Below are 21,145 nucleotides of genomic sequence, written 5' to 3' on the forward strand. Positions count from 1 at the left end.
GCGAGGTTACATATATGGGCAAGAGCAGGTTTTACGCAGCAATAGTAATAGGCATTTGCATAATGCTTATGGCGGCGACCGCCCTGGCTAATGACATCCTTACCGTAGCGGTCAATCAGTCACGGGTCCTTGGCTTTAGCGGCGTGCAGCGGGTGGCGGTGGCTAACCCGGAAATCGCCGACGTGCTAGTCGTGTCCGGGACGGAAGTGTTGGTGGTCGGCAAGGCACCCGGCCTTACGACAATGCATGTTTGGACGGAGGCTGGGCGTGCTACCTACGAGGTAGAAGTTGGCGTCGATGACGCGAAGGTGGCGGGAGAAATCAAGAGCATCCTCGGCTATGACGGTATCCGTGTCAGCAAAGTTAACCGGACTGTCATCCTCGAAGGGGCTGTCGATACTCAGCAGCAAAAGGCCCGGGCGGAAAAACTGGCCGCCGTTTACGGTGACAAAGTTGTGAGCCTCCTTGAAGTATTGCGGCCGGTACAGGTCAAAATCGAGGCGAAAGTTATTGAGATTAATCGGCAGAAAATCAAAGAGCTGGGCATCAAGTGGGGCAATAGCGCGGACACGCCCGGGACATTTATTTTTGGCCAGTCGGCGCTAAATTCTAAGGTTGGGGATGTCTTCGGCGACCTTGGTGGGTATGCGGACATCAATGCCCAACTGTCGGCCCTGGTAAAAAGCGGGGCGGCCAAAGTCCTCTCCCAGCCGAACGTCGTTACGCTGAGCGGCGATAAGGCCAGTATCATGATCGGCGGGCAGATTCCCGTGCCGGTGGCTCAGGATAATAACAAAATCACCATTGAGTGGAAAGACTATGGCATCAAGCTGGATATCGCGCCCGAGGTCAATGGCGACGGCCTTATCCAGAGCCGGGTTAAAGCCGAAGTCAGCAGTTTGGATTATAATTCAGCCAACAGCATAAAATTGGGGGCCGGGATGGAAATCCCGCCGGTACGGCTGCGCAAGGCCGAGACGGCCATCGCTCTGTCGTCCGGCCAGACCATGGCTATTGGCGGTCTGATCGCTACCGAGACAAGCAAAGACGTTGTTAAAGTGCCAATGCTGGGCGACTTGCCGGTCCTAGGGCATCTGTTCCGTAGTACATCGTTTAGACGGGGCGAAACCGAACTGCTGGTTCTCATCACGCCTTCTCTCGTCAATCCGGGCGAGTACCTGCCGGCGACTAGCCGGGAAATGAAGGAGTTTGCCCAAGAAAACCCGTGGGGAGGAAAGTGAGATGACCGAAAAAATTCGCGTCCTCATTGCCGATGATAGCGCGGCGACGCGCGAAAATATCCGCAAGCTGATGGAATTTCATTCCGAGATGATGGTGGCCGGTCTTGCCGCCGATGCCGCCGAAGCAATCGCCAAGGCCAAGGAACTACGGCCCGACATTATTCTCATGGATATCAACATGCCTGGTATGGACGGCATTGTCGCCACCGAGATAATCACCACCGAAGCGCCACAGACCAGCATCATTATTATGAGCGTTCAGGGCGAGCAGGAATACCTGCGGCGGGCGATGATCGCCGGCGCTAAAGACTATCTGATCAAGCCGTTTACCGGCGACGAGCTGGTGCAGGCCGTGAAGCAAGTCTATAACAATGCCCAAAGACGGCATAATGTCCTCAAGTTTGAACCCAAAACGGTAGAACCAGGTAAAATCATCACCGTTTTCAGTACCAAAGGCGGTATTGGTAAAACGACCATTGCCACCAATCTCGCCGTTGCCTTGGCCGCCCGCACGGGGGCCAAAGTCGGCATCGTCGATGCCGATCTCCAGTTTGGCGATGTGGCGCTATTTCTCAACGTCCTGCCTCAGGCCACGATTGCCGACCTGGTGCGGGACGGGGATGAGCTGGACGAAAAGCTGCTCGACAGTTATCTTGCGTCCTACAGTGAGCAGGTCAAAGTACTGGCGGCGCCGCTTCGGCCTGAGCAGGCGGAAACGGTGACCGCCGGCCACCTTGCCGCTATCCTTCGGACCATGAAAAACAGCTTTAAATACATTATTGTCGATACGGCGCCGTCGTTCAGCGACACCATGCTGACGGTGCTTGACGCTTCCGACTTGGTGCTTGTCGTGTCGGCCATGGATCTGCCCACCATCAAAAACGTCAAATTGTGCCTGGAGATTATGGAGTCGCTCGGCTATACGGACGATAAATTCAAGCTGGTGCTTAACCGCGCTAACGCCGAATGCGGCATGGACGTCCGGGAAGTGGAGGAAAGCCTGCGCTATGCCTTTGTGGCCACCCTGCCCAGCGACGGTAAAACCGTGGTTGCTTCCGTTAACCGCGGCGTGCCCTTTGTCGTCTCCCATCCTGATACGGCCGTATCTCAGAGTATTTTTCACTTAGCCCGCATCATTGCCAGCGGTGATTGGAAGGCCGAACCGGAGCCGCGCGGTGTTATCCACAAAATTAAGCGTCTCTTCGGTTGACGGAGGAAAATTATGCTAACGCTGATTGTCGCGGCTACCTTTATTACGGTGTTCGTCGTGGTCGTCGGGCTGTATTATTTCGGCACGGCCGCCCGCCGCGAAGTAAAAATGCGTATTAGCCGCTATGTGGCAAAACCACCGGCGCCGGCGGCGCCTCGGCCGGAACAAGCGGCGGCCCCCGCCATGGGGGCTTGGCGCAGCCTGGTGCGGCAGCTCAGCCGCTATTTTGAATCATTCCAATGGTCGCGGTGGTTGGAACACCGGCTCATGCAGGCCGGTTTGCCGCTTCGCGGTTCGGAGTTTTTGGTCATTTGCACCGGTTCGGCGCTTGTGGGGATGCTGACGCTGTTCATCCTGGCCCGCGGCCGGCCTATCTTTGCGGTTATTGGTGCCATCATCGGCTATCTCGTGCCGCTTCTCGTGCTGCGCGTTAAAGTAGAGCGGCGGACGAAAGCGTTTAATGACCAGTTGGGCGACGCCCTTATTCTCATCGCCAACTCGCTGCGCACCGGCTACAGTTTTCTTCAGTCGATTGAGATGGTGTCGCGGGAAATGCTACCGCCCATTGCCACCGAATTTGCCCGGGTGCTGCGGGAAATGAACCTGGGCGTCACGACCGAGGAGGCCCTGAACAACCTGGCCAAACGGGTCGACAGCGACGACCTCGACCTGGTGGTGACGGCAGTGCTGATCCAGCGGCAGGTGGGCGGCAACCTGGCGGAAGTTTTGGAAAATATCGCTGGTACCATTCGGAGCCGGATCAAGATCAAGGGGGAAATCAAAACCCTTACCGCGCAGGGGCGGATCTCCGGCGTCATTATCGGGCTGCTGCCCGTTGCGCTTGGCCTGGTCATTTACGCCCTTAATCCCGGCTACATGCAGATCTTGTTTACCCACCCGCTGGGCCGGGCCTTGGTGGCTGGCGCGATCGTAAGCCAGCTCATCGGCGTGCTGTTAATCCGCCGCATTGTCAATATTGATGTCTGAAGGGGCCGGCCGGCTCCTTTTGTACTATATCAGGAAGTATAAGTTTAAACCGCCAAGATAATCATGCCAATAAATTGGCACCACAAAGAATGAAAAGTAAGTTTTTGATCGAACTATCTCGCGCGACAACTGTCGCGCGCGTAGCCCTTTGCGTTCTTTGCGTCCTTAGCGGTTTAACGCTTTTCAGGGGAGTTCGCAAAGAGCGCGAAGGTGCGCAAAGGATTTTTCTTTTTTGGTGCGACATGCGTCGCGCCCGGTATACCCTTTGCGGCCTTAGCGTCCTTCGCGGTTTTGTTAAAAAGGCGCGCTGGCGCTTTTGTTTTTTTGACAGCAGGGAAACGTCTACTGTCGCCGAATTGTCATGTAAAAATTGTCTAAAGGTGACGCTATGCAGCAACAACTGGATGTCAAACTGCTGGATAAAATCGTAAAACAAACTATTGCCGCTGTGGAGAAAAGCAAGGCCCAGATTTTCGACATCTATGAGGCGGCTCGGGCCGAAATGGAACATGTGAAGAAAGACATTGAACGCGTCAAACAGGCTACCGCCGACATTATTTTTAAAGTTGATGAACTGGAGCGCCAAGAGCGGCGTGCTAGGTTGCGACTCGCGGAAGTGAGCCGCAATTTCACCGTGTATTCGGAAGCCGATATTAAGGCCGCCTATGATGAAGCCAGCCGGCTGCAGGTCGAACTGGCCATTGCCCGGGAGCAGGAGGCAGTCTTGCGGCGACAGCGCGACGAACTGGAACTGCGCCTGCGCAATTTGAAAAATACGGTGGAACGGGCCGAAAACTTAGTGGCGCAGGTAGGGGCAGCGCTTGGTTTTCTCGGCAACCAGATGGAAAATGTGCTGACTCACCTGGGAACGCTGCAGCAGCGTCAGGCATTCGGCATTAAGATTATCAAGGCCCAGGAAGAGGAACGCCGCCGCGTGGCGCGGGAAATTCACGATGGGCCGGCGCAGGCCATGGCCAACGTCGTTTTTCGCGCCGAGGTGTGTGAACGCCTCATCGATGCCGATATCGCGCGGGCCAAGGCCGAACTGCGCGAGCTGCGGGAACAGGTCCGGCTGTGCCTGAAGGAGACGCGCAAAATAATCTTTGACCTTAGGCCAATGACGCTGGATGACCTAGGCCTGGTGCCGACTTTGCGCCGGGTGCTGGACACGCTCAAAGAACGGACGGGACTGATTACTGAACTTAAAGTTCTGGGCGAGGAGAAACGGCTTGATAGCCATGTGGAAATCGGCATTTTCCGTATCATTCAGGAAGCGCTGACCAATGTGGAGAAACATGCTAAGGCCACTGCCGTGCGGGTGCTGATCGAATTTCGCCCGCGGCTGGTGGCGGTGGTGGTGGAGGACGACGGCCAGGGGTTTGACGGCTTGGAAAACGTCGGCAGCGAATCCTTTGGCCTGATGGGGATGCGTGAGCGCATTAACATCCTCGGCGGTGAACTGAAAATTGATTCGGAAAAAGGAAAAGGGACGAAGATTTTTCTCAAAGTACCGCTACCTTAAGTTTATTGTCTGTCGTTTTGGGACTTTTTGCCCTGTCGGCAAACTCGTGCGAATAAGACCGGATGCCCAGCGCGAATAAGACCTGCGGTCGATGAAAAGCGACGGTCAGGCTGTTACAATAAAGTCAGAAAAAGGGCATCTGCAAACAGATTATCGCACATAAATTTAAGGGGGTAGACAAAATGTTAATGTGGTGGGAAATGATAAAAACCTATTTGCGTTGTCAAAAAGGCCAGGGCATGGTGGAGTACGGTCTTATCCTCGCTCTCATCGCTGTAGTGGTCATCGGTGCACTGACTCTGATGGGGACCAATCTGCAAGGCATGTTTAATAATGTCGCTGGTAACGTGAAGTAACCTTAACTTGCGCCCCCTGGGCTACCAGGGGGCTTTTATTGTGCGCTTACGGTCTGGTTTATTTTGCCATGACGGGACTTAAGTCTCAGTTTGGCCGTTGGGACTGTTCGCCTGCAATAGTTAAGACCGCAGCACGATGTGCGGCCTGAGCGGGCAGTGCTACAATAAAATCGGATTACCGCACTGATGGTGGCGTTTTTTGTGAAGTGAGGTGACGACTATGCTTGGCATTGCCCGGATGCTGAAAAACCGTCGCGGCCAAGCGCTGGTCGAGCTGGCGTTGGTGCTGCCGGTAGTGGTGCTGCTTCTGGCGGGGATGATGGAGTTTGGCCGGGTCTTTCATGAATATTTAGTCGTAACGGCGGCCGCCCGGGAGGGGGCCCGAACAGCGGCCGTAGGCGGCAGTGATGCGGCTGCTATCGCCGCCGTTCGTAATGCCGCCCGGTCCATTGACCGGGGGCAGCTTGCGGTTGCCATTGAACCCGGTGAGGCCGGGCGGGTACACGGCGAACCCATTACCGTCGTGGTCAGCAATCCTGTCCAATTAGTTACGCCGCTCATCAGCGCTTTTTTCCCGCAAAACCCCTATGTAGTGCAGGGAAGGGCGGTCATGCGGTATGAGTAGGTTTTGCGTTAAGTTGGTCGGAAAACTGCTGCGCAACCAGCAGGGAGCGGTGGCGGTGCTTACGGCGCTAGCACTTACGGCAATGCTTGGTTTTGCCGCAATTGTCGTGGATGTAGGTCTCTTGTACTATAACCGGGTCGAGTTGGCCAACCTGGCCGATGCCGCCGCGTTGGCCGGCGTGCAGGATTTGCCGGGCGATGCGGCTGCCGCCCGCGCGAGCGCCCTTAATTATGCCGCGCGCAATGGCCGTAGCGGCGATGCGGTTACGGTTGAAATTGTCGACGATCACAGCGTGGCGGTGCAGGCGACCCGGCCGGTGGAACTCTTTTTCGCCCGCGTGTTCGGCCTTGCTAGTTCGACCGTGCAAGCGTCAGCGCGGGCTTCGGTCCGTCCGCTCAGCGCCGCAACCGGGGTAGTCCCGTTTGGCGTCGTCTGGAACAATTTTGTGTTTGGGGAAACTTATGTGCTAAAAGAAGGCGGCGGCAGCGGCGCCAACGGCAATTATGGGGCGCTGGCCCTGGGGGGCAGAGGCGCTAATGTTTACCGCAGCAATATCAAATACGGCTATAACGGAACGCTGCGGGTGGGCGACTGGGTAGAAACCGAGCCGGGCAATATGTCTGGCCCGACCAGCGACGGCGTCAACTGGCGGATTAGTCTTGACCCTCATGCTACTTTTGACACGGTGCAAAAAGGTTCGCCACGCATAATTATTGTGCCGGTGTTGGCATCGCTCGACGTAAACGGCCGCGGCGAGGTGCAAATCGTTGGCTTTGCCGCCTTTTTCCTCGAGGGAGTGCATGGTTCAGGCAAAAACAACTACGTCACCGGCAAATTTATGAAAATGTATATGACCGGCGAGACGGCAGGATCGACCGGGGATTATGGGCTGCGCAACATTGCTCTGGTGCAATAGAAGGTGGTAATATGTCGCTCTTAAAACGACTGGAAGCGCAAAAACAGAGTGAACAGCCAGGCAAAGGGGCAGAAAAGGCTAAGCCTTTCTTGCCAGTGAAAAGCGATCCCTATCAGAACCTAAAAGTGCGGATTCATAAACGGATTATTGACGAGATGAGCCTGGAAGAGAGCAAAGTCCTTACCGACCAGGATGCGGACCGTCAGGCATTGGAAGAAGTGGTGGCGCGGATCGCCACCGCCGTCATGGACGAAGAAGCGGCACCGGTGCCGCGGGGTGACCGGGGCCGCATTATTGCCGAGGTGGTTGACGAAGTATTGGGCTATGGGCCAATTGACCCGCTTCTCAAAGATGACACCATTTCTGAAATTATGGTTAACGGGCCTAACCAGGTCTATGTAGAGCGTAAGGGCAAACTGGTGCTTACTGACGTGCGGTTTCGCGATGACGCCCATGTCATGCATGTTATTGAAAAAATTGTGGCGCCGCTGGGGCGGCGGATTGATGAAAGTTCCCCGATGGTCGACGCCCGCCTGCCCGACGGCTCGCGGGTCAATGCCATCATCCCGCCGTTGGCCCTCAAGGGCCCGTGTCTTACCATCCGCAAGTTCGCCAAAGACCCGCTGACGATCCAGGACTTAATTAACTTCGGGACGCTGACCGAAGAAATGGCCAATTTTCTCAAGGCCTGTGTCGAAGGTAAGCTCAATATTGTCGTGTCCGGCGGAACGGGATCGGGCAAAACCACAACCTTAAATTGTTTGTCTTCCTTCATCCCGCCCGATGAGCGCATCATCACCATTGAGGACGCCGCCGAGCTGCAGCTGCGGCAGGAGCATGTGGTAACCTTGGAAACGCGTCCGCCCAATATTGAGGGCAAAGGGGCCATAACCATGCGCGACCTGGTGCGCAACAGCCTGCGGATGCGGCCGGACCGCATCGTTGTCGGCGAGGTGCGCAGCGGCGAGGCTCTTGACATGCTCCAGGCCATGAATACCGGCCATGACGGTTCGTTGACGACCGGCCATGCCAATAGTCCCCGCGACATGCTCAGCCGGCTGGAGACGATGGTGCTGATGGCCGGCATGGATCTGCCGGTACGGGCCATCCGGGAGCAGATTGCGTCGGCAATCGACCTTATTGTCCAGCAGGCCCGTCTTAGGGACGGTAGTCGGAAAATTACCCATCTTACCGAAGTGCAGGGGATGGAGGGGGATGTCATCACCCTGCAGGATATTTTCGTTTTTGAACAGACCGGCAAAGACGAAAGCGGGAAGATCATCGGCCGCTACCGGCCAACAGGGATACGCCCGAAGTTCCTGGAAAAGCTGGCGGCCAATGGTATTACGGTACCCAACGAAATATTCTGGCCCAAATGATTGGATAGGTGAAAGCCATGCTGATGTTAATCGTTGTCCTGTCGTTTGTCACGGTGTTTCTCCTTGTTTATCTGCTGCTGGCAGCCAATGCTTTGGCCCAGGGGAATATTGCCATGCGGCTCAAAGCGCTGAATACTATGACGGCGGGGCGCAGCGACATCGACCAGGAGCTGGCGCGACCGTTCAAAGAGCGGGTGCTGTCGCCGCTCAGGAGCGACTTTGCCGCCGCGCTATCCAGGTTTACGCCCCGGGCGCTGCGGCGGGCAGTTGAGGAGAAGATGGCAGCGGCCGGCGGTTTTGGCAGTTTGACCCCCGACGAATTTCTTCTGCTGAGCGGCCTTTTCGCTGTAGCGGCGCCGGCGGTCGCTGCCACGCTCGCCGCGCTTACCGGCGCGGCGGCCCACCAAATTGTCGGGCTGTCCTTCATGGCTTTTGCCAGCGCTTTGCTGCTGCCCTTTTTCCTGCTTAACCGGAAAATTGCGATGCGCAAGCGCAGTATCCAGAAAGACCTGCCTGACGTGCTTGACCTCCTTACCGTCAGTGTGGAGGCCGGACTGGGGTTTGACGGGGCGCTGGCCAAACTGTCGGAAAAAATGAAGGGGGCGCTGGTCGACGAGTTCACCCGGGCGCTGCAGGAAATGCGGATGGGCGTGCCCCGCCGCGAAGCGCTCCGGGCCATGGGCTTGCGCTGTGACGTGCCTGATTTGTCACTGTTCACTACTTCTTTGATTCAGGCCGACCAGCTGGGGGTAAGCATTGGTCAAGTTCTGCGGGTCCAGTCGGCCAGTATGCGTGAAAAGCGGCGGCAACGCACCCAGGAGCTGGCCATGAAGGCGCCGGTAAAGATGCTGCTGCCGCTCGTCTTTTTCATCTTCCCAGCGATCTTCGTCGTCGTGCTAGGGCCGGCCATCATTCAGATTTTTCTCACCTTTTCCCAGCGGTAGGTGGGTCCCATGCTGAAAAATGTTACCCGCGGCACAGTCGTTGCTACCCGTGTTCGTATGGCCGATACTTTCTGGCGGCGGCTCAAGGGTCTTTTGGGGACAACGGCGCTGCCGATTGATGCGGCGCTTATCATTCGTCCCTGCAATAGCGTGCATACCATCGGTATGCGCTACGCCATCGACGTTCTCTTTCTCAATAAAACCTACCAGGTGGTGAAGATCGTTGCCAATCTCGCGCCAAACCGCCTGGCCGCGGCAGCTGGCGCCGTGATAGCCGTGGAACTGCCGGCCGGTACGGCGGCCAAAACGCATACGGCGGTGGGCGACCGCCTGGAACTCATACTATAGGGAGTGCTGCCCTATAGTTTTTCTTTTGTCCGCTTCCCGGCCGCCCCTTGCTTGTTGTGTCGGCCGCCAGGCTGTGCTACAATTATAATTATGCAAGGCTGCCAAAATCTTCTAAGGTATGGCCGCCAGGCAGGAATTTTACTTTGAAAGTGCGCAATTTGGGACATAATACATTGAAGGGATTTTACCCAGTATCTGTAGCCAAGGAGGCACACGCCGTGCATTTAAAGCAGACCGATACGCCGCTGCTTGCTGCGATGCGGCATTATGTCGAAGACGGGGCGATCCCGTTTCATACACCGGGCCATAAAATGGGCAAAGGCATGCACCCGCGCCTGCGCCAATTTGTGAATAGCGAGGCGCTGGCGCTTGATCTTGCTCTTATGGCCGAGCTAGATGACCTACATGAGCCTCATGGCTGCATCAAAGCGGCCCAGGACCTGGCGGCCGAGCTTTACGGCGCCGACCACAGCTTTTTTGTCGTTAATGGGACAACCGGCGGCATTTACGCTATGATCCTTACCATCGCCGGACCCAAAGAAAAAATCATTGTGCCGCGCAATGCGCACCGCTCGATCATCGGCGGCATTATCCTCAGCGGGGCCACGCCGGTGTTTATGCAGCCCGAGGTAGACTATGAGCTGGGGTTGGCCATGGGCGTTACGCCCGAAACGGTGGAAAAAGCGGTCGAGCAGCATCCTGACGCTAAGGGGGTGCTGATTATCAACCCCACTTATTACGGGGTGGCTACTGACCTTAAACGGATTGTCGATATTGTCCATGCCCACAATATGGCCGTCATTGTCGACGAGGCCCACGGGCCCCATCTTAAATTCAGCGACCGGCTGCCGCTGCAAGCCCTTGATGCGGGGGCGGATATCTGCGCCCAGAGCACGCATAAAATTCTTGGGGCGATGACCCAGTGTTCGATGGTTCACTGCCGTGAGGGGCGCGTCAATGTGCCGCGCCTTAAGGCCATGCTGCAGCTGGTGCAGTCTACCAGCCCCAACTACATTCTGATGGCTTCGCTCGACGTGGCCCGCATGCAGATGGCTACCGAGGGCCGCCAGCTGATTGAACGAGCGATCGACCTCGCCGAATGGGTGCGGGCGGAGATTAACAAAATCCCCGGCCTGTACTGCTTTGGCGCCGAAAAAGTTGGCAACCCCGGCGTTTATGCCTTCGATCCCACCAAGGTAACGGTGACCGTCAAGGGGTTAGGCCTTAAGGGCGCTGAAGCCGAGCGCATCCTGCGCCACAAGTACAAGGTGCAGGTCGAGCTGTCCGATATGTACAATATCCTCTTTCTCATTACCCTCGGCGATTCCGAGCGGGAGGCGCAGGCCTTGGTGGACGCACTGCGCGACCTGGCCGAAAACCATGTGGGCAAACGCGATTTTACCGCCGTTGAAGACGTATACAGCACAACTACCTATCCTGAGCCGCCGGTGCAGGCTCTCTCACCGCGCCGCGCCCTCTTCGGCAATACGCGCATGGTGCCGTTCCGGGAAGCGGCCGGACGCATCTGCGCCGAAATCGTCACCTTTTATCCGCCGGGCATTCCTTTGCTTTGCCCCGGAGAAATCATTTCCGAAGACATTATTCAGTATTGCCTGCGGCTGCAGGAAGCGGGGCTGCATATTTCCGGCCCGGAAGATTATACTTTGAGTACCATAAAAGTGGTGGAATAGATGCCAGGATTGTTTATAACGTTTGAAGGCGCCGACGGGGCGGGCAAAACCACCCAGCTTGCGTTGCTCGCCGACTACCTTAGGGCGCAGGGCTGGCCGGTGCGCTGCACCCGCGAACCGGGGGGCACGCCGCTTGGCGATGCTATCCGCGCCCTGCTGCTGGATCCGGCTAACGCGCGAATGGCGCCCCGGACCGAGGCGCTGCTCTATATGGCGGCCCGCGCCCAGCATGTGGCCGAGGTTATCGCTCCGGCGCTGGCGCGCGGCGAAATTGTCCTGTCTGACCGGTATGCCGATTCGACCATTGTCTATCAGGGCGTGGCCCGCCAGTTGCCAGAGCATGAGCTTGCGGCCATCAATGCTTTTGCCACCGGCGGGCTTGAGCCCGACCTTACCATTCTGCTCGACTGCCGGCAGGAGGTGCTGTCAGGGCGGATGGCCGGCCGCGGGGCGAAAGACCGAATCGAACGAGAGGCAGCCCGCTTTCACGAGCAGGTGCGGCAGGGGTTTCTTCGCCTTGCCGCCGCGTCCGACCGGTTTTGCGTTATTGAAGCCGACGGTTCGGTGCAGGCGGTGCATGCCAGGGTTATCGCCGCGGTGCAACAATTCCTGGACAGGAGGGGGAGTCGGTGAAGATTAATAAGATGGGCGCCGCTAGTTCTCCCTTAAAGCCCGAGCGCGAAGGCGGCGTCAAACCGGAAAAAAGCGGTGGCGCCTTTGCCCTCAATTTGGCCAAAAGTCAGGATCAATACAGCCAACAGCGCTTAAATGAGCTCCTTGATGCGATTAGCGAACAGGGCAAGCGGCTGTCGGCCATGCCTACCTATGCCGAGCTAAAGACCTACCGGGAACTGGTGCGGGAGTTTCTCAGCGAGGCCGTCGGCCGGATGTATGCCCTCCAGTCGCAGCTTGGCTGGGACCGCCAAGGGCGGCAAAAAATGTATACCACCATCCAGCAGATTGACGAACACCTTGCCGCCTTGGCCGAAGACGTGCGGTGCGGTCAAGAGCGCCAGCTGTCCATCATGGGCCGTTTGGACGCCATCCGGGGGCTGCTGGTCGATTTGTATATGTAGGGTAAGTGGAAAGTAATAAGTGGAAAGTGGAGGAAAAACCGCGGAGACAATTTTTCATGTCCAACTCTGAAAACGGGTAAAATCACACGGTGAATATTGGAACCGCAGAGGACGCGGAGAGATATTTTTTAAACTTTAGCGCGATGAATATCGCGTCTGCCCTGAAAAGCGTAAAACCGCAAAGTGCGCAAAGAACGCAAAGGGCTACGCGCGCGACAGTTGTCGCGCGAGATTAGTTCAAAAACTTACTTTTCATGCTTTGTGATGCCAATTTATTGGCATGATTATCTCTGTGTACTCCGTGGTTGAATAACAGTTTTCATGCCTTTGTGGTGCTAATTTGTTGGCATGGATATCTCTGTGGTTAAAAACTCACTGTGGATAGAAACTCTGCGGTTAGAAATTTAACTATGTTTTGGGACGAGATTGTCGGTCATGATGAAACGATAAAGATGCTGCAGGGTATGCTGCGCCGCGGGCGGCTGCCGCATGCCCTGCTGTTTGCCGGGCCGGAGGGCGTGGGCAAGACGCTGGTGGCCAAAGCGTTTGCGGCGGCCTTGTTATGTCAGGAAGCCGCCGCGCCGTGCGGGCGGTGTCTGATTTGTCGACAGGCAGCGGAATTTGCCCACCCGGCGCTGCAGGTGATAGTTCCCGCCGGCAATACGATAAAAATTGACCAGATCCGCCAGCTCCAGCATGAAGCGGCGCTGGCCGGGGGCGACGAATGGCGGCTGTGCATCATAGAGCAGGTTGAGCGCATGACTGCCCAGGCGGCTAACAGTCTGCTTAAGCTGCTCGAGGAGCCGCCGCCGCGCCTTATTTTTATCCTGTTGACCGCGTTGCCCCACGCTGTGCTCAGCACCATCCGCTCGCGCTGCCAAGTTCTTCGCTTTGCGCCGCTGCCGCCAGAGGTCCTGGCGGCAGCGCTGAGCCGGCGGGGCTATGGCGAAGAAGCGGCCCGCGTTGCTGCCCGGCTGAGCGGCGGCCGGATGGGGACGGCGCTGGCGCTGCTCACCCCCGGCGGAATGGCCCTGCGCGACCAGGCGGCAGCCATTCTTGCTAACCTGCCGGCGGCAAATATGGAGACAGTATGGTCGCTGGTGGCAATGCTGGACAAGCTGGCGCCGGCCGATTTTACCGCCTTCTTGCACTATCTGACTTGTTTGTTGCGTGACCTTTTACTGCTGGCCGACGGTCACCGGCCAGACCTCTTATTTAATCTCGATCTGACGCATGAGCTTGCCGGACTGGTCCAAGCGTGGACACCGTCGGCGCTCTTTGCGGCGCTGGCCGCCGTCCGGGATGCGGGACGGGCAGTGCAGGGTAATGCCAGTATTCGCCTGACCTGCGAGGCGTTATTTATTCACCTTGTTGATTTGGCAAAGGAGGGTAGCGATGCTATACACAGTAGTCGGCGTGCGCTTTAAAAAAGCTGGCAAGATTTACTACTTCGACCCCGGGGGACTAGAGCTGGCTAAGGGTGATCATGTTATTGTCGAAACGGCCCGGGGACTGGAATACGGCGAAGTGGTTATCGGACCGCGGCAGGTGCCGGAGGAAAAGCTTGTTCTCCCGCTTAAACCCGTGCAGCGCAAAGCCACGGAGCAGGATGCTGAAAAGGTAAAAGAAAACCGGCTTAAAGAAAAAGAAGCGTTTAAAATATGCGAACAGAAAATCCAGGCCCATGGCCTGCCCATGAACCTGGTCGACGTGGAATTCACCTTTGATGTTAATAAAATCATTTTCTATTTTACCGCCGACGGCCGGATTGACTTTCGCGAACTCGTAAAAGATTTGGCGGCTGTTTTCCGTACGCGCATCGAACTGCGGCAAATCGGGGTGCGTGACGAAGCCAAAATGTGCGGCGGCATCGGCTGCTGCGGCCGACCGCTCTGCTGTGCTACCTTCCTGGGCGATTTTGAGCCGGTGTCAATCCGCATGGCCAAAGACCAGAACCTGTCGCTCAACCCCACGAAAATATCTGGGATCTGCGGCCGGTTAATGTGCTGCCTGAAATTTGAAAACGACTGCTATGAAAACGGCAAACGGACGGCGGCGCCCACCGTCGGACGGGAAGTGGTGACGGTGGAGGGTGAAGGCAAAGTTGTCGCCGTCAACACCGGCAAGAAGACGGCGACCGTGCTGCTGCAGGAAGGCAGTGGCCGCACTCTGGAAATCCCATGGGAAGAACTGGTGGAAAAAGAATAGATGAATAAGGTGCCGCTTTATCCGGGCGAACGGGTCGACGACCTAATTATTAATAATCTGCGGGTTATCCAGCACCCCGATGCGTTTTGCTTCTCTTTAGACGCTATTGTCCTCGCTCATTTCGCAACCGTCCGGACCGGTGCGACGGCCGTCGACCTGGGGACAGGCACAGGGGTCATCGGCCTTTTACTGGTGGCCCGGGGCGCCGGCCGGGTGGTCGGCGTGGAAATTGACGCCGTAGCTGCTGAACGGGCGCAGCGCAGCGTGCAGCTTAACGGACTGACCAAGCAGATGGCGGTAGTTGCCGCTGATCTGCGCCGCCTTAAAGGTGTGCTACCGGCTGGGGCCTGGGACTTGGTCGTGGCCAACCCCCCTTACCGGCCGGTGGGCGATGGCCGGATTAGTCCGCGCACGACAGTGGCTGCCGCCCGGCATGAGCTAACGGCCAGCCTTGCGGACGTGGTTGCCGCCGCCCGGTATCTTGTCAAATACCGGGGGCGCTTTGCCATGGTTCATCTTCCCGAGCGCTTAACCGAAATAATAAATGCCTTAAGCGGCGCCGGTCTGGAGCCTAAGCGCGTGCGGTTTGTGCATCCTTCCGTGGACAAAAGCCCGGCCCTGGTGCTTGTCGAGGCGGTACGGGGCGCCCGGCCAGGGCTGGAAGTGATGCCGCCTTTGATCGTGTACGGACCGGACGGCCGCTACAGCCCGCAAATTCTGGAGTACTACGTTAGGTCAGGCGGTGAGACTCTTGACTAAGACAGGCACGCTGTATCTTTGCGCAACACCGATCGGCAATCTGGAGGACATTACCTACCGTGTGGTGCGGCTGCTGCGCGAAGTATCGCTCATTGCTGCCGAGGATACCCGCCATACGCGCAAACTGCTGGCTCATTTTGATATTCATACGCCGCTTACCGCTTACCATGAACATAACAAGCAGGCCAAGGGGCCGGAACTTGTCGAGCGACTCCTGGCCGGCGAGGACATCGCCTTGGTCAGCGACGCCGGTATGCCCGGAATATCTGACCCCGGGGCCGACCTGGTGCGGCTGGCGCTAGCAGCCGGCGCTGCCGTCGTGCCCGTGCCAGGGCCCAATGCCGCACTAACAGCCTTGGTCGCTTCTGGGCTGGATACAACGACTTTTACTTTTATTGGGTTTCTCCCCAAAACGAAAAAAAAGCGGCACGAATGGCTGGCCGCATTGGCGCCGTTGCCGCACACCTTGATATTCTATGAAGCTCCCCACCGCCTAATCGCTACGCTGACTGAGCTGAGGGAATTTTTGGGCGACCGGCCGGCCGTGGCGGGGCGGGAACTGACCAAGAAGTTCGAAGAATTCGTCCGTGGCACGCTGGCGAGCCTCCTTGAGCATTACCAAAGCCATGAACCACGCGGCGAATTTACCATCATTGTTGCCGGCGCCGGAAAGGCGCCTGCCGAGCCGCAGCCCGCGCTGGCAGAAGCGCCGCTGGCTGACGCCGTGGCCGCCCTGGTCGCGGCCGGCAGGCCCAAAAAGGAGGCCATTCGCACCGTCGCGGCCGAACGCGGGCTGTCCCGGCGCGAGGTATACCAGGCGGTAGTGGCGAGTGAAGGAAAATAAAAAAAGCGCAAGCGCGCTTTTAGTTTAAGTTAGAAGCATGAATTTTTTAACCACGGAGAACACAGAGGTGCAATATTCATCTTTTTCTCCGTGTCCTCTGTGGTTCTGCTTATAAACACTTAAATCGCCTTTTGGACCATTGCTTCCAGGCACTCGCGGCACACGTTCTTGCCCTTGAAATTGGTTACTTCGTCAGCATTGCCGCAGAATACGCAGGCTGGTTCATATTTCCGCAGGATAATGCGGTCATTGTCAACATAGATTTCGAGGGCGTCTTTTTCTTCTATGTCCAGTGTGCGGCGCAGCTCGATGGGGATAACCACTCTGCCTAGTTCATCTACTCTCCGAACGATTCCTGTCGATTTCATTACATCTATCTCCTTTCATTTCAACAATATTCGACAAAACTTGTCTGACTAAATAATACCAAATATTACAAGGCTTGTCAACCTAATTTTTTCCAGTTATCATTGTTTTTTCCAAAATAGGTGACATATTACTGTAGGCAACACATGTATTTAGTAAGGAAACAAGCAACGTAAAGACAGGTGACAAGTCTGTTGCTGCCGGGCTGTGTCCGCGCCGCTTTCCATTTTCCGTTTTCCATGGTAGATATAAGATATAAGAAAAGGTTTTTGACAAGGAGGAGGCCTACCATGTCCCGTAAGTCTTTCTACATCACTACCCCGATTTACTACCCCAGTGACCGGCTGCATATCGGTCACGCCTACTGTACCACGATTGCCGACGCCATCGCCCGCTACAAGCGGCTCGCCGGCTATGACGTGTTCTTCCTGACCGGGTCGGACGAACACGGCCAGAAGATTGAGCGCAAAGCCAAGGAGCATGGCGTCACGCCTATCGAATATGTGGACAAAATCGTCGCGTCGTTTAAACATCTTTGGGAGAAACTCAATATTTCCAACGACGACTTTATCCGCACTACCGAGACGCGGCACAAGGAAGTAGTACAGAGCATTTTCCAGAAGATTTACGACCAGGGGGACATTTACAAAGCGACCTATGAAGGCCAATATTGTACGCCGTGTGAAACGTTCTGGCTGGAGCGCCAGCTGGTAGACGGCAAATGTCCTGACTGCGGCCGCCCGGTGGAGCTTGTGCAGGAGGAGAGCTATTTTTTCCGATTGTCTAAGTACCAGGACCGGCTGCTCCAGTATATTGAGGAGAACCCAGATTTCATTCAGCCCGCATCACGGCGCAACGAGATGATCAACTTTATCAAGAGCGGCCTGGAAGACCTTTGTGTTTCCCGGACCACTTTCGACTGGGGCATTCCGGTGCCGTTCGACACCAAGCATGTAGTGTATGTGTGGTTTGATGCGCTAGTCAATTATATTACCGCCGCGGGCTACCTGCACGACCGCGAAAAGTTTAACAAATACTGGCCGGCTGACGTGCATCTTGTGGGCAAAGAAATCGTTCGCTTCCATACCATTATCTGGCCGATTATTCTTATGGCCTTGGGCATTGAGCTGCCGAAGATGGTGTACGGTCATGGCTGGCTGGTCGTCGAAGGCGACAAGATGTCCAAATCCAAGGGGAACGTCATCGACCCGCTGGCCCTGATTGACGAATTTGGCGCCGACGCCATCCGTTATTTCCTCCTTAAAGAGATTACCCTCGGCCTGGACGGCAACTTCTCCCGCGAAGCACTAATTAGCCGCATTAACGCCGATTTGGCCAACGACCTTGGCAATCTGCTTCATCGCACTCTTAGCATGATCGGTCGGTTTAACGGCGGTGTTATCGAGGGCCCGGGCGCAAACGAGCCCATCGATCTGGAACTGGTGGAGCTGGCGCAAAATACGGCCGCCGCTTACGAAAAGCACATGGAAAATATGGAAATTAACGCCGCCATCAAGGAAGTATGGGGCCTCATCGGCCGCGCCAACAAATACATTGATGAGACGGCGCCGTGGGCGTTGGCCAAAGATGCAACCAAGAAGAGCCGGTTGAACACCGTGTTGTATAACCTGGCTGAGGTGCTGCGGATCGTCAGCATCCTTATCTCGCCGTTCATGCCGCAAGCGGCGCCGAAGATCTGGTCTCAGCTCGGCATTGAAGATAATTTTGGCAACATGCGGCTGGACGATGCCCAGCGGTGGGGCCAGCTTAAAGCTGGCACGCGGGTAAACAAACCGGAACCGATTTTCCCGCGCATTGAAGTAAAAGCCGACGAAGAACCGGCAGCGACAGCCACCCCGCGCCCGCCGGTGGCAGCAGCCGCTCCGACGCCGGCTGAAATCACCATTGACGAATTTGCCAAAATGGACCTCAGGGTGGCGAAGGTGCTGGCCTGTGAGAAAGTGCCGAAAGCCGACAAACTACTCAAACTTACTGTTGACCTCGGCGCCGAACAGCGCACCATTGTTTCCGGCATCGCCCTGCACTACCAGCCGGAAGACTTGGTAGGCAAAAATGTCGTGCTGGTAGCTAACCTTAAACCGGCTAAAATCCGCGGCATCGAATCGCGCGGTATGGTGCTGGCTGCTTCAAGCGGTGACAAGCTGGTGCTGGTGGACGCGCCCGACATGCCGCCCGGCAGCAAGGTGAAATAGCATGCTGTTTGACTCCCATGCCCATGTTGACGACAAACGGTTCGACGCCGACCGGGCCGAGGTAATCGCCCGGCTGGCGGCTGGCGGCGTAACCGGCTTTCTCAACGTCGGGGCCGACATGGCTTCGTCGGCCCGCTCGCTCACTTTGGCCGAGCAGTATGACAATATCTATGCCGCCGTGGGCGTCCACCCCCACGACGCCAAAGACGTGCGAGAAAGCGACTATGACCAGCTTGCTGCCTGGGCCGCGCATCCCAAGGTGGTAGCCATTGGCGAGACCGGCCTTGACTATTATTACAACCTGTCGCCGCGTGAGGTGCAGCAGCGAATTTTTATCCGCCACCTGGACCTGGCGCGGCAGCTAGACTTGCCCTTTATTATCCATGACCGCGATGCGCACGGTGATGTGCTGGCTATCATCAAAAAAGAAGCGAAAGGGTTGCGCGGCGTTTTTCACTGCTTTTCTGGGAGTCTGGAAATGGCCCGCGAAGTGATTAAACTGGGCTTCTATGTGTCGCTGGCCGGCCCGGTGACATATCCCAACGCCGCGAAGCTCAAGGAAGTCGCTGCCAGCGTCCCCCTTGAGCGGTTGCTTATCGAAACCGATTCGCCCTATCTTACGCCCCAACCACACCGCGGCCGCCGCAACGAGCCGGCTCATGTGCGATATGTGGCGGAAACGATTGCCGCCTTGCGCGGCCTGAGTTTGGAGCAGGTGGCCGCCGCCACGGCGGCCAATGCACGCGAATTATTTCGTCTGCCGTAAAAAAATCCCGGCACCCAAAGTTTTGGGCCGCCGGGATTTTAATTTTTATAGATATGCTGTCGGTATAAGCAAAACCTGATACTGGCGGCGTTATCGCCCTATGGCCATACCTTATTAACCTTACCTCCTGGAAGCGGAGCAAATGGTTATTACAGCTGCGTTAAGCGGTCGAATGTCGGTAAATGCGCGAATATTCACAAAAGTTATAAAGGAACTGTTATGGGGTTGGCCCTAATAAGACTTTTCAATTTCATCTTCTGTCAATGACGGCGTTACAATTAAAGGGAATTCTCCAATTAGTTTTGGCTGGCAACCGATCAGAATAAAGGCGTGGGCACATTATGTCGAAACCAGGGGGGAGGAATAATATGCTCACAGATTATGGCAGGATCGGACTGTTGATGGTAGTGGCCTTGATTTTTCCGTTTATTCCTTTGTTTGTTTCCTCGCTGCTGCAGACCAAGAAGCCGACGACGGAAAAACTTAGCACTTATGAGTGCGGCTTGGACACCATTGGCCGGACCTGGATTCAATTTAAAAGTAGTTACTTTTTGTACGCACTGGTTTTTGTCGTTTTTGACATCGAAACGGTATTTTTATATCCGTGGGCGGTAAAGTACCAGCAGCTCGGCACCTACGCCTTTGTCGAAATGTTCATCTTCATTGCCATCTTGGTCATTGGCCTTTGGTATGCGTGGAAGAAAGGGGCATTGGAATGGAAGTAAAGCATGGCTTTTCCGGTGATGATCGGCAAGAATTGCTAGCGAAGAATATCATACTGACTACTGTTGAAACCGTCTTAAGCTGGGCGCGGGGCAACTCCTTATGGCCGCTTACCTCCGGGCTGGCCTGCTGCGCCATCGAGATGATGTGCGCCGCTAGCGGCCGTTTTGACTTGGCCCGCTTTGGCTATGAAGTGTTCCGGCCGTCGCCGCGCCAGGCCGACCTTTTGATTGCGGCCGGGACGCTGACCTGGAAGATGGCCCCGGTCCTCAAGCGCCTGTATGAGCAAATGCCTGAACCCAAGTATGTAATTGCCATGGGCAGTTGTGCCAATACGGGTGGACCCTTTGCCGACTCGTATGCGGTTGTTCCTGGCGTTGATTACGTTATTCCCGTGGATGTCTACATTCCCGGCTGCCCGCCCCGGCCGGAGGCACTAATCCACGGTATTCTGCAGCTTAAACGGAAAATCCAGAACCCAGGCGTGGTGAAGGCGATTGCGCATGAACGTTAAAATGCCGGTATTGGAATTTTTAAATGAAATCGCAGGTAGCGGCGGCGGGGTGGAGATAGCGGCCGCCGGTGTCGAGCCTGTTCTGCTCGTGACCGCTGGTAGGCTGAAGGCTATCTTAAAGCGGCTGAAAGAGGACGAGCGGTGCTGCTTTGACTTTTTAAGCAGTCTTACGGCAGTGGAGTATCCCGCTTATTTCGAGGTTGTCTATCACCTCTATTCTTTGCCGCTGGGGCACCGGGCAACCGTAAAGACACGGGTGGCCAAGGACGACCCGCAGGTGCCGTCGATCGCCGACTTGTGGCCGACCGCTAATTTCCAAGAACGCGAGGTCTATGACCTGTTGGGCGTCGTTTTCACCGGGCACCCTGGCCTAACTCGCATTTTGTTGCCCGAAGGCTTTGATGGTCACCCGCTCCGCAAGGATTATAAATTGCCGCTGCGGCTGGAAACGAGGTGA

At 56.2% G+C, this 21,145-nt stretch carries 23 protein-coding genes; 22 read left to right on the top strand and 1 reads right to left on the bottom strand.

Annotation, left to right across the window (positions count from 1 at the left end; translation table 11 throughout):
• Positions 1–14 precede the first annotated feature (14 nt).
• From TCARDRAFT_RS05520 to rsmI, 17 genes are all read left to right on the top strand, one after another.
• Positions 15–1,241, top strand: a complete 1,227-nt coding sequence (locus tag TCARDRAFT_RS05520; RefSeq protein ID WP_007289016.1) for a type II and III secretion system protein family protein — start codon at positions 15–17, stop codon at positions 1,239–1,241.
• Position 1,242: 1 nt separating this feature from the next.
• Positions 1,243–2,451 (top strand): response regulator, encoded by a 1,209-nt coding sequence (locus tag TCARDRAFT_RS05525; RefSeq protein ID WP_007289017.1) that lies wholly within the window; start codon positions 1,243–1,245, stop codon positions 2,449–2,451.
• A 12-nt stretch (positions 2,452–2,463) separates the two neighbouring features.
• Positions 2,464–3,438, top strand: coding sequence for a type II secretion system F family protein (locus TCARDRAFT_RS05530; protein WP_007289018.1), 975 nt, complete (start codon positions 2,464–2,466; stop codon positions 3,436–3,438).
• 388 nt (positions 3,439–3,826) lie between these two features.
• Complete coding sequence (locus TCARDRAFT_RS05535) at positions 3,827–4,960, top strand: sensor histidine kinase (protein WP_007289019.1); 1,134 nt, start codon at positions 3,827–3,829, stop codon at positions 4,958–4,960.
• A gap of 182 nt (positions 4,961–5,142) precedes the next feature.
• The gene (locus TCARDRAFT_RS05540) at positions 5,143–5,316 is read left to right on the top strand and encodes a Flp family type IVb pilin (RefSeq protein WP_007289066.1); all 174 of its coding nucleotides are present in this window, start codon (positions 5,143–5,145) and stop codon (positions 5,314–5,316) included.
• 220 nt (positions 5,317–5,536) lie between these two features.
• The gene (locus TCARDRAFT_RS05545; protein ID WP_007289020.1) at positions 5,537–5,941 is read left to right on the top strand and encodes a TadE/TadG family type IV pilus assembly protein; all 405 of its coding nucleotides are present in this window, start codon (positions 5,537–5,539) and stop codon (positions 5,939–5,941) included.
• Complete coding sequence (locus TCARDRAFT_RS05550; protein WP_007289021.1) at positions 5,934–6,857, top strand: pilus assembly protein TadG-related protein; 924 nt, start codon at positions 5,934–5,936, stop codon at positions 6,855–6,857. Before TCARDRAFT_RS05545 ends, TCARDRAFT_RS05550 begins: the two co-directional genes overlap by 8 nt.
• 11 nt (positions 6,858–6,868) lie before the next feature.
• On the top strand, positions 6,869–8,236 hold the full coding sequence (locus tag TCARDRAFT_RS05555; RefSeq protein ID WP_007289022.1) for a CpaF family protein: 1,368 nt from the start codon (positions 6,869–6,871) through the stop codon (positions 8,234–8,236).
• 17 nt (positions 8,237–8,253) lie between these two features.
• A complete protein-coding gene (locus TCARDRAFT_RS05560; RefSeq protein WP_007289023.1) occupies positions 8,254–9,180 on the top strand; it encodes a type II secretion system F family protein in 927 nt (308 codons plus the stop codon).
• A 9-nt stretch (positions 9,181–9,189) separates the two neighbouring features.
• Positions 9,190–9,528, top strand: a complete 339-nt coding sequence (locus TCARDRAFT_RS05565) for a DUF192 domain-containing protein (protein WP_007289024.1) — start codon at positions 9,190–9,192, stop codon at positions 9,526–9,528.
• A 218-nt stretch (positions 9,529–9,746) separates the two neighbouring features.
• Entirely contained in the window at positions 9,747–11,219 is a 1,473-nt protein-coding gene (locus TCARDRAFT_RS05570; protein WP_040683084.1) for an aminotransferase class I/II-fold pyridoxal phosphate-dependent enzyme, read from the top strand.
• The gene (tmk, locus tag TCARDRAFT_RS05575; RefSeq protein WP_007289026.1) at positions 11,220–11,852 is read left to right on the top strand and encodes a dTMP kinase; all 633 of its coding nucleotides are present in this window, start codon (positions 11,220–11,222) and stop codon (positions 11,850–11,852) included.
• On the top strand, positions 11,849–12,295 hold the full coding sequence (locus TCARDRAFT_RS05580) for a YaaR family protein (protein ID WP_040683085.1): 447 nt from the start codon (positions 11,849–11,851) through the stop codon (positions 12,293–12,295). Before tmk ends, TCARDRAFT_RS05580 begins: the two co-directional genes overlap by 4 nt.
• Positions 12,296–12,705: 410 nt before the next feature.
• Positions 12,706–13,722 carry a DNA polymerase III subunit delta' gene (gene holB, locus TCARDRAFT_RS05585; RefSeq protein ID WP_007289028.1) on the top strand — a complete coding sequence of 339 codons (1,017 nt, stop codon included), beginning with the start codon at positions 12,706–12,708 and terminating at the stop codon, positions 13,720–13,722.
• Entirely contained in the window at positions 13,691–14,503 is an 813-nt protein-coding gene (locus tag TCARDRAFT_RS05590) for a PSP1 domain-containing protein (protein ID WP_007289029.1), read from the top strand. The genes holB and TCARDRAFT_RS05590 overlap by 32 nt, the downstream gene beginning before the upstream one ends.
• Positions 14,504–15,262 (top strand): tRNA1(Val) (adenine(37)-N6)-methyltransferase, encoded by a 759-nt coding sequence (locus TCARDRAFT_RS05595; RefSeq protein WP_007289030.1) that lies wholly within the window; start codon positions 14,504–14,506, stop codon positions 15,260–15,262. It begins immediately after the preceding gene.
• Positions 15,255–16,106, top strand: a complete 852-nt coding sequence (gene rsmI / locus TCARDRAFT_RS05600) for a 16S rRNA (cytidine(1402)-2'-O)-methyltransferase (protein ID WP_040683086.1) — start codon at positions 15,255–15,257, stop codon at positions 16,104–16,106. The genes TCARDRAFT_RS05595 and rsmI overlap by 8 nt, the downstream gene beginning before the upstream one ends.
• 119 nt (positions 16,107–16,225) lie before the next feature.
• Here rsmI and TCARDRAFT_RS05605 read toward each other — a convergent pair whose 3' ends face one another.
• The gene (locus tag TCARDRAFT_RS05605; RefSeq protein ID WP_007289032.1) at positions 16,226–16,474 is read right to left on the bottom strand and encodes an AbrB/MazE/SpoVT family DNA-binding domain-containing protein; all 249 of its coding nucleotides are present in this window, start codon (positions 16,472–16,474) and stop codon (positions 16,226–16,228) included.
• A gap of 288 nt (positions 16,475–16,762) precedes the next feature.
• On the opposite strand from TCARDRAFT_RS05605, the gene metG reads away from it, so the two are divergent.
• From metG to TCARDRAFT_RS05630, 5 genes are all read left to right on the top strand, one after another.
• Positions 16,763–18,685 carry a methionine--tRNA ligase gene (gene metG / locus TCARDRAFT_RS05610; RefSeq protein WP_007289033.1) on the top strand — a complete coding sequence of 641 codons (1,923 nt, stop codon included), beginning with the start codon at positions 16,763–16,765 and terminating at the stop codon, positions 18,683–18,685.
• 1 nt (position 18,686) lies between these two features.
• Entirely contained in the window at positions 18,687–19,451 is a 765-nt protein-coding gene (locus TCARDRAFT_RS05615) for a TatD family hydrolase (protein ID WP_007289034.1), read from the top strand.
• A 368-nt stretch (positions 19,452–19,819) separates the two neighbouring features.
• Positions 19,820–20,176 (top strand): NADH-quinone oxidoreductase subunit A, encoded by a 357-nt coding sequence (locus TCARDRAFT_RS05620; protein ID WP_007289035.1) that lies wholly within the window; start codon positions 19,820–19,822, stop codon positions 20,174–20,176.
• A complete protein-coding gene (locus TCARDRAFT_RS05625) occupies positions 20,167–20,688 on the top strand; it encodes an NADH-quinone oxidoreductase subunit B (RefSeq protein WP_007289036.1) in 522 nt (173 codons plus the stop codon). Before TCARDRAFT_RS05620 ends, TCARDRAFT_RS05625 begins: the two co-directional genes overlap by 10 nt.
• Positions 20,678–21,145: an NADH-quinone oxidoreductase subunit C gene (locus TCARDRAFT_RS05630; RefSeq protein WP_007289037.1), complete on the top strand. Its 468-nt coding sequence runs from the start codon at positions 20,678–20,680 to the stop codon at positions 21,143–21,145. The genes TCARDRAFT_RS05625 and TCARDRAFT_RS05630 overlap by 11 nt, the downstream gene beginning before the upstream one ends.

Source organism: Thermosinus carboxydivorans Nor1, from assembly GCF_000169155.1.
GTDB classification, from domain to species: Bacteria; Bacillota; Negativicutes; order Sporomusales; family Thermosinaceae; genus Thermosinus; species Thermosinus carboxydivorans.

What these genes read in the sequence shown, in the direction of transcription:
- TCARDRAFT_RS05520 (WP_007289016.1), top strand. Translation starts at nt 15, where the DNA reads ATGGGCAAGAGCAGGTTTTACGCAGCAATAGTAATAGGCATTTGCATA.
- TCARDRAFT_RS05525 (WP_007289017.1), top strand. Translation starts at nt 1,243, where the DNA reads ATGACCGAAAAAATTCGCGTCCTCATTGCCGATGATAGCGCGGCGACG.
- TCARDRAFT_RS05530 (WP_007289018.1), top strand. Translation starts at nt 2,464, where the DNA reads ATGCTAACGCTGATTGTCGCGGCTACCTTTATTACGGTGTTCGTCGTG.
- TCARDRAFT_RS05535 (WP_007289019.1), top strand. Translation starts at nt 3,827, where the DNA reads ATGCAGCAACAACTGGATGTCAAACTGCTGGATAAAATCGTAAAACAA.
- TCARDRAFT_RS05540 (WP_007289066.1), top strand. Translation starts at nt 5,143, where the DNA reads ATGTTAATGTGGTGGGAAATGATAAAAACCTATTTGCGTTGTCAAAAA.
- TCARDRAFT_RS05545 (WP_007289020.1), top strand. Translation starts at nt 5,537, where the DNA reads ATGCTTGGCATTGCCCGGATGCTGAAAAACCGTCGCGGCCAAGCGCTG.
- TCARDRAFT_RS05550 (WP_007289021.1), top strand. Translation starts at nt 5,934, where the DNA reads ATGAGTAGGTTTTGCGTTAAGTTGGTCGGAAAACTGCTGCGCAACCAG.
- TCARDRAFT_RS05555 (WP_007289022.1), top strand. Translation starts at nt 6,869, where the DNA reads ATGTCGCTCTTAAAACGACTGGAAGCGCAAAAACAGAGTGAACAGCCA.
- TCARDRAFT_RS05560 (WP_007289023.1), top strand. Translation starts at nt 8,254, where the DNA reads ATGCTGATGTTAATCGTTGTCCTGTCGTTTGTCACGGTGTTTCTCCTT.
- TCARDRAFT_RS05565 (WP_007289024.1), top strand. Translation starts at nt 9,190, where the DNA reads ATGCTGAAAAATGTTACCCGCGGCACAGTCGTTGCTACCCGTGTTCGT.
- tmk (WP_007289026.1), top strand. Translation starts at nt 11,220, where the DNA reads ATGCCAGGATTGTTTATAACGTTTGAAGGCGCCGACGGGGCGGGCAAA.
- holB (WP_007289028.1), top strand. Translation starts at nt 12,706, where the DNA reads ATGTTTTGGGACGAGATTGTCGGTCATGATGAAACGATAAAGATGCTG.
- TCARDRAFT_RS05590 (WP_007289029.1), top strand. Translation starts at nt 13,691, where the DNA reads ATGCTATACACAGTAGTCGGCGTGCGCTTTAAAAAAGCTGGCAAGATT.
- TCARDRAFT_RS05595 (WP_007289030.1), top strand. Translation starts at nt 14,504, where the DNA reads ATGAATAAGGTGCCGCTTTATCCGGGCGAACGGGTCGACGACCTAATT.
- TCARDRAFT_RS05605 (WP_007289032.1), bottom strand. Translation starts at nt 16,474, where the DNA reads ATGAAATCGACAGGAATCGTTCGGAGAGTAGATGAACTAGGCAGAGTG.
- metG (WP_007289033.1), top strand. Translation starts at nt 16,763, where the DNA reads ATGTCCCGTAAGTCTTTCTACATCACTACCCCGATTTACTACCCCAGT.
- TCARDRAFT_RS05615 (WP_007289034.1), top strand. Translation starts at nt 18,687, where the DNA reads ATGCTGTTTGACTCCCATGCCCATGTTGACGACAAACGGTTCGACGCC.
- TCARDRAFT_RS05620 (WP_007289035.1), top strand. Translation starts at nt 19,820, where the DNA reads ATGCTCACAGATTATGGCAGGATCGGACTGTTGATGGTAGTGGCCTTG.
- TCARDRAFT_RS05625 (WP_007289036.1), top strand. Translation starts at nt 20,167, where the DNA reads ATGGAAGTAAAGCATGGCTTTTCCGGTGATGATCGGCAAGAATTGCTA.
- TCARDRAFT_RS05630 (WP_007289037.1), top strand. Translation starts at nt 20,678, where the DNA reads ATGAACGTTAAAATGCCGGTATTGGAATTTTTAAATGAAATCGCAGGT.